Source organism: Pseudonocardia sp. OZ21, from assembly GCF_059359135.1.
In genome coordinates this window covers 201,467-207,850 of record NZ_JCADBN010000014.1, presented here as the reverse complement: position 1 = coordinate 207,850, position 6,384 = coordinate 201,467, and the positions used below count along the sequence as shown (strand labels likewise).

Genomic DNA, 6,384 nt, shown 5'->3' with positions numbered 1-6,384 from the left:
ATACCGTCGGGAGCGACATCACTCCACGCCAGTGGCGCGGAGCGCGGCACCAGCCGGTGAGTGTCGATCTCGAACATGTGTTCGACATTATCCGTCTACCCCGACAGAATCGACGCCAACGCCGCGAGATCCGCGTATCCGACCTCACCAGGACGCACAACCGGATCTCGGAACGATCATGGCTCGTCGAGCGCCGAGAGGTCGAGCCGGGCCAGACGCTCGGGGTCGCTGAGGATGTCGAGCCGCGCCACCTTCCCTCCCACCACGGTGAACGCGGCGACCGACAGCGGACGGCCCTCCGACATCGCCACGGCCCCGACCGCCCCGTTGACGAGTGCGGGGCGGGTGAGCTCGGCGATCTGCGCGAAGACGACAGCCCCCCGGGCCACGGCCTCCGATCCCTGCAGGACGCTGCTCGGGCGCAGGGTGCCTCCGTCGGAACGCACCACGACGTCGGGATCGAGGACCGCGAGGAGCCCGTCGATGTCGCCGCCCCGCGCGGCGGCGAGGAAGGCGTCGATGACCTCGCGCTGGCGGGCCCGGTCGCGGTCCGGGGTGGGGGCCGCTCCCTGCACCCGGCGGCGGGCGCGGCTGGCGAGCTGGCGGGTGGCGGGCTCGGTACGCCCGACCACGGCGGCGACCTCGTCGAAGGGCATGGCGAACAGATCGTGCAGGACGAACGCGAGCCGCTCCGCCGGTGTCAGGGTCTCCAGCACCACGAGCAGGGCGAGGCCGACCGAGTCGGCCAGCAGCGCCTCGTGCTCGGGGTCGCCACCGTCAAGCCGGGTCACGATGGGGTCGGGCACCCGGACGTCGAGGGGCTCCTCACGTCGCTGGTTGCGGGAACGCAGCATGTTGAGGGCCACCCGACCGACAACCGTGGTGAGCCATCCGCCCAGGTTCGCCACCTCATCGGTGTCGGAGCGGCTGAGCCTCAGCCAGGTCTCCTGGACGGCATCGTCGGCCTCGCTCAGCGAGCCGAGAAGCCGGTAGGCCACCGATCGCAGGTGGGGTCGGTGCTCCTCGAAGCGCGCCGCCAGAAAGTCGTGCTGGTCCATCCGTCACATTCCTCCGTCGCCCGGTGTCAGAGCAGTGACCCGCAGGACGCCGTCGATGTGACACGCGACGAACACCCCGAGGAGAACCAGCATGACCGCACGCATGAAGAACCCGGCTCTTGTCCTCCCTGATGCCATGACGGGCATCCAGCACCTGCTCAAGGCCACGAGCCGGACAAACGTGCCCGGCTCGACCCTCGAACTGGTCGCCCTGCGAGCCAGTCAGATCAACGGCTGCAGCGCCTGCGTGGTCGGCCATGTGCAGGCGCTCGAGAAGGCGGGCGAGACCGCCGAACGGTTGGCCACGGTGGCGGTCTGGCGGGACGCGCCGTTCTTCACCGACGCCGAACGCGCCGCGCTGGCGCTCGCCGAGTGCGCCACCCGGCTCGCCGACCACCCGGGCGAGAGCGTGCCCGACGAGGTCTGGGACGCGGCAGGCGAGCACTACGACGAGCGACAGCTCGCGGGCATCGTCCTGATGATCGCCACGATCAACTTCTTCAACCGCCTCAACGTCACCGTGAAGGAACCGGCCGACAGCCCCAGCTGGGCCTGACCGCGCGACGCCCGAGGGGTCACTCCGTCGGGGTCACGCGCTGATGTTGTCCGGCCGGACGGGCGCCTCGCCGGCGGCTATCGGCCGTCGCGATGGCTCACGGCCGGCTGCTCTGCCGCCGGGTGCTGGCGAACCGCTGCCGGTACTCGGTCGGGGTGATGCCGAGGTGCCTGCCGAAGGCCCGGCGCAGGGACTCGTCGCTGCCCAGCCCGCTCAGCCGCGCCGCGGCGGTGATGCTGTGGCCTTCGAGCAGGAGCCGCTGAGCCGCTTCCATGCGGGTGCGCTCCACCCAGCGCGCCGGCGTGGTGCCCACCTCGTCCTGGAACAGGCGCACCAGGTGGCGGGTGCTCGTGGGGATGGCGGCCGCCATCGTGGTGAGCGAGTGGTCGCCGTCCGGGGCGGCGAGCACGGTGGCGAGCAGCGCCCGGATCGGCGCGCTCCGGGGCACGGGCGTGGTGGTGGCCACGGAGAACTGCGACTGGCCACCCGGTCGCTGCAGGAAGACCACGAGCTCCTGCGCGACCTGCCGCGCCACCTCAGCACCCTCGTCGTGCTCCACCAGCGCCAGTGCCAGGTCGATACCGGCGCTCACCCCGGCGGAGGTCACCACGTGGGCGTCCGCCACGAAGATCGCGTCGGGTTCGACGAGCACCTTCGGGTACCGCCGCCCCAGGCGCTCGGCGTGGCGCCAGTGGGTGGTGGCACGGCGCCCGTCCAGCTCGCCGAGCGAGGCCAGCACGAACGCCCCCGTGCAGACCGACGCCACCCGGCCGGCCGCCGCCACGACCATCCGGGCGGCGCCGAGCAGTTCCTCCTCGATGACCTGCACCGGCAGCCGGTCGCCGCCCGCGATGATCGCGGTGTCCAGCACGCCCACCTCGTGGGCGGCCGTCGTGGGTCCGAGCCGCAGGCCGGCGGAGGTCTGCACGTCACCACCGTGCGGGGAGAGCAGGACGACCTCGTAGGACGAGCCGAACTGGCACGCCTTTCCCAGCACCTCGGCAGGACCACTGACGTCGAGCATGGTCACCCCGTCGAACACGAGGATCCCGACCCGATGTGGTGCCACGCCCCGTCCCCCGCTCGTGTCCGGATCTGTGGTTGTCCCGTCCCTCACGACATGGTGCCCGATGCCGCCGTCACCTGATGCTGGACGCATGACAGAGACGATTTCCGACATCGAGATCCCGGACACCCGGCTGGTCGCCGAGGCCACCGAGCTGGTGCGCGAGGCGGCAACGCCCCTGATCTACCACCACTCCCGGCGGGTCTACCTGTTCGCCAGCCTGCGGGGCCGCGAGCAGAACCTGCAGTTCGACCCCGAGCTGCTCTACGTGGGCGCCATGTTCCACGACCTCGGGCTGACCACGAAGTACCGGCGCACGGACCAGCGCTTCGAGATCGACGGGGCCGACGAGGCGCGCCGGTTCCTGCTGCGACACGGGCTCGACGCCTCAGGCGCCGAGCGCATCTGGACCGCCATCGCGCTGCACACCACCCCGGAGATCCCGCTGCACATGGCACCGGAGATCGCCCTGGTCACCCGCGGGGTCGAGCTGGACGTGCTCGGGATCGGCTACGACGCGATCACCGACGAGCAGCGCGCCGCGATCGTGGCGGCGCACCCGCGCCCGAACTTCAAGAACGAGATCCTCGCCGCGTTCACCGACGGCATCAAGGACCGGCCGGAGACCACGTTCGGCAACGTGAAGGCCGACGTGCTCGCCCACTTCGTGCCCGGTTTCCGCCGTGGTGACTTCGTCGAGGTGATCCTGGGCTCCGACTGGCAGAACTGAGTCCCGCGGTCAGACGGCGTAGGTGTGGTCAGGCACGTCGGTGATGAACATGTGCCCCGGCGCATGGGTGATCGCGAACGGCGGCCGGGACGTCATGATCGCCGCCTGGGGCGTGACCCCACAGGCCCAGAAGACCGGCACCTCGCCCTCGCGGATCTCCACGGGGTCACCGAAGTCGGGCTTCGACAGGTCGGTGATGCCCAGCGCCTCCGGCTCGCCGATGTGCACCGGCGCACCGTGCACGGCCGGGAACCGGCCGCTGATCCGGACGGCCTCGGCCACGCGGTCGGCGGCGATGGGCCGCATCGACACGACCAACGGCCCGCTGAGCCGCCCGGCGGGGCGGCAGGGGCGGTTGGTGCTGTACATCGACACATTGCTCCCGGCGCTGATGTGCCGCACCTCGATGCCGGCGGCCAGCATCGGCGTCTCGAAGGTGAAGCTGCAGCCGATGAGGAACGCCACCAGGTCGTCGGACCAGTAGCGGGTGATCTCGTCGGGCTCGTCGACCAGTTCCCCGTCGCGCCAGACGCGGTAGGCGGGCAGGTCGGTGCGCAGGTCGGCACCCTCGGCGAGCGCCGTGTACGGGCTGCCCGGCTCGGTCACGTCGATGATCGGGCACGGCTTGGGGTTGCGCTGGCCGAACAGCAGCGTCTCGTAGGCGTACTCGCGCGGGACGATGATCATGTTGGCCTGCGCGTAGCCGGGCGCCCAGCCCGCGGTGGGCACCCGTGCTCCGGCGCGGAAACGGCTGCGCGCCTGCGCGGGGCTGATCGTGGCGGGGGCGGCGTCAACGGCGCCGGTCGGGGCCTGGATCGTCATGGTGCTCCTCAGTGGAAGATCGATCCGATCGACGTCAGCGACACCACCGCGGCGTAGGCGGTGAACAGCCAGGCCGCGACGCCTGCGCCGAGCAGGACCTTCGGATACGTGTGGCGGGCGATGAGGTCGCGACGGCGCAGCGCGACCCACAGGATGATGGCCAGGCCGATCGGCAGGACCAGGCCGTTGATGGCCCCCGCGAACACCAGCATGGACTGCGGCGTCTGCCCGGCGACGACGAACGCGACGGTGGCCAGCGCGACGAGCACGATCACCGTGCGGTTCATGTGCCGCCGGATCGGAGCCGCGTAGGACCGCAGGAACGTCGCGGTGGTGTAGGAGTTGCCGATGGTGCTGGTCATCCCGGCTGCCCAGAACACCAGCCCGAACAGGTGCAGACCCACCGGGCCGAACGCGGCCAGGAAGCTCGAGCCCGCCGCGTCGTTCGCGTTGGCGAGGTGCACGCCGGTGGCCACCACCCCGAAGAACCCGAGGAACAGCACGATCCGCAGCACGCACGCCACGAGGATGCCGGTGAGCGCCCCGCGGTTGATCCGCGAGATGTTGTCGACCCCCGTGATGCCGGAGTCGATCAGCCGGTGGGCGCCCGAGTAGGTGATGAAGCCGCCGACCGTGCCGCCGATCAGCGTGAGGATCGGCAGGAACGGCAGCCCGTGCGGGGCGACGACGCCGACCACGGCCTGCCCCACCGGCGGAGCGGTGACCACCACCAGGGCGATGATCAGGCAGATCTTGACGAGGCCGAGCACCACCATCACCCGGTCGACGGCGGTGAAGACCGCCTTGCCGAGGAAGATCGCGATGGCGATACAGCCACTGATCGCGGCACCGATCCGGCTGTCGACGCCGAGCAGGTCGTGCAGGCCCAGGCCCGCGCCCGCGATGTTGCCGATGTTGAACACGATCGCGCCCAGCACCACGAACGCGGTGAGCACCTGGCCCGCGCCGGGGAAGACCTTGCTCGCCAGGTCCTGGGCACGTTGGCCGGAGATCCCGAGGATCCGCCACACGTTCATCTGCACCGCGATGTCGATGACCATCGACACCACCACCGCACAGGCGAACGAGGCACCGTAGAGGACAGTGAAGGAAGCGGTCTGGGTGATGAAGCCGGGGCCGGCCGCGCTCATCGCCATCAGGAAAGCGGCCCCCAGCAGCGGCGGCACGCGGAGGCGACCCCGCTGGCCCTCGCCGTCGGTGGACTCATCGGTGCTGGTCGCGCCGTCCATCACACTCCTCGCTCTCGACCTCGGGCGAGTCTAGGTTAGACGTCAGACGTCTACCCTTCGAAAGTGAGAGTCGCCATGACCGCCGACCGACCCTCGGTCTGGATCCAGGACCTGACCTGGGAAGAAGTTGACTCCTACCTCCAGCACGAGCGCATCGTCATCGTGCCCGTCGGGAGCACCGAGCAGCACGGCCCCGCCGGCGTGCTCGGCGTCGACTCCTACGTGGCGATGACGCTCGCCGAGGACGTGGCCGAACGCACGGGCGTGCTGGTGGCGCCCCCGATCTGGTACGGCGACTCGTCGCACCACGGCGCGTTCCCCGGCACCATCACCATCCGGCCCGACACGCTGACCCTGCTGATCCGCGACGTGGCCCGCAGCCTGGCGCGTCACGGGTTCGACCGGATCATCCTGCTCAACGGGCACAAGGGCTCGAACCTGCCCGCCCTGAACAGCGCGGTGCGTGTGCTGCACGACGAGGAGCTGCCGCAGGTCCTCTTCGCCGTCGCCGACCCGCTGCACCTGGCCCGCTCCAGCGCTCCGACGATCAAGGAGACCAACGAGCACCACGCCGGTGAGCTGGAGCTCTCGCACGTGCACTACCGCTACCCCGGCAAGATCCGCACCGACCGGCTGACCGACGCCTCGGTGGACTTCGACGAGGTCTTCGGCGGTTTCGTCGGCAACGACCTGTTCGGCCCCGCCCCGGACGGCGTCGAGATCATCTGGTCGGGCGACGAACAGCGCGCCTTCAGCCCGACCGGCAGCTTCAGCTCCTCGCTCGGGCTGTCCGATGACAAGGGCAAGCGCTACCACGACCACATCGTCGGCAGGCTCGCCGAGCTGGTGGAGTGGCTGCGCGGCTACCACGGACCGATCGGCGACCGGTCGGGCGACTGAGC

Annotated in this window: 7 protein-coding genes; 3 read left to right on the top strand and 4 right to left on the bottom strand. The window is 70.6% G+C overall.

The annotated features are described in order from the left end of the window. Positions 1-176 precede the first annotated feature (176 nt). Entirely contained in the window at positions 177-1,058 is an 882-nt protein-coding gene (locus tag AC5L35_RS28385; RefSeq protein ID WP_495062767.1) for a sigma-70 family RNA polymerase sigma factor, read from the bottom strand. Between the two features lie 91 nt (positions 1,059-1,149). On the opposite strand from AC5L35_RS28385, the gene AC5L35_RS28380 reads away from it, so the two are divergent. After that, positions 1,150-1,614: a carboxymuconolactone decarboxylase family protein gene (locus AC5L35_RS28380; RefSeq protein ID WP_495062766.1), complete on the top strand. Its 465-nt coding sequence runs from the start codon at positions 1,150-1,152 to the stop codon at positions 1,612-1,614. A gap of 97 nt (positions 1,615-1,711) precedes the next feature. On the opposite strand, the gene AC5L35_RS28375 is transcribed toward AC5L35_RS28380, so the two are convergent. Further along, the gene (locus AC5L35_RS28375) at positions 1,712-2,683 is read right to left on the bottom strand and encodes a GlxA family transcriptional regulator (RefSeq protein ID WP_495062765.1); all 972 of its coding nucleotides are present in this window, start codon (positions 2,681-2,683) and stop codon (positions 1,712-1,714) included. Positions 2,684-2,771: 88 nt separating this feature from the next. Between AC5L35_RS28375 and AC5L35_RS28370 the strand changes: the two genes are divergently transcribed. Then, complete coding sequence (locus AC5L35_RS28370; RefSeq protein ID WP_495062764.1) at positions 2,772-3,410, top strand: HD domain-containing protein; 639 nt, start codon at positions 2,772-2,774, stop codon at positions 3,408-3,410. Between the two features lie 9 nt (positions 3,411-3,419). Here AC5L35_RS28370 and AC5L35_RS28365 read toward each other — a convergent pair whose 3' ends face one another. Together AC5L35_RS28365 and AC5L35_RS28360 are read right to left on the bottom strand one after the other, a co-directional pair. Then, positions 3,420-4,184: a putative hydro-lyase gene (locus tag AC5L35_RS28365; protein ID WP_495062778.1), complete on the bottom strand. Its 765-nt coding sequence runs from the start codon at positions 4,182-4,184 to the stop codon at positions 3,420-3,422. Between the two features lie 56 nt (positions 4,185-4,240). Then, the gene (locus AC5L35_RS28360; protein WP_495062763.1) at positions 4,241-5,482 is read right to left on the bottom strand and encodes an NRAMP family divalent metal transporter; all 1,242 of its coding nucleotides are present in this window, start codon (positions 5,480-5,482) and stop codon (positions 4,241-4,243) included. 63 nt (positions 5,483-5,545) lie between these two features. On the opposite strand from AC5L35_RS28360, the gene AC5L35_RS28355 reads away from it, so the two are divergent. Further along, the gene (locus AC5L35_RS28355; protein WP_495062762.1) at positions 5,546-6,382 is read left to right on the top strand and encodes a creatininase family protein; all 837 of its coding nucleotides are present in this window, start codon (positions 5,546-5,548) and stop codon (positions 6,380-6,382) included. The last annotated feature ends 2 nt before the right edge of the window (positions 6,383-6,384 follow it).

Excerpts from the sequence above, each read along its gene's own strand:
- AC5L35_RS28380 (WP_495062766.1), top strand. The coding sequence starts at position 1,150 with ATGACCGCACGCATGAAGAACCCGGCTCTTGTCCTCCCTGATGCCATG.
- AC5L35_RS28385 (WP_495062767.1), bottom strand. The coding sequence starts at position 1,058 with ATGGACCAGCACGACTTTCTGGCGGCGCGCTTCGAGGAGCACCGACCC.
- AC5L35_RS28360 (WP_495062763.1), bottom strand. The coding sequence starts at position 5,482 with ATGGACGGCGCGACCAGCACCGATGAGTCCACCGACGGCGAGGGCCAG.
- AC5L35_RS28370 (WP_495062764.1), top strand. The coding sequence starts at position 2,772 with ATGACAGAGACGATTTCCGACATCGAGATCCCGGACACCCGGCTGGTC.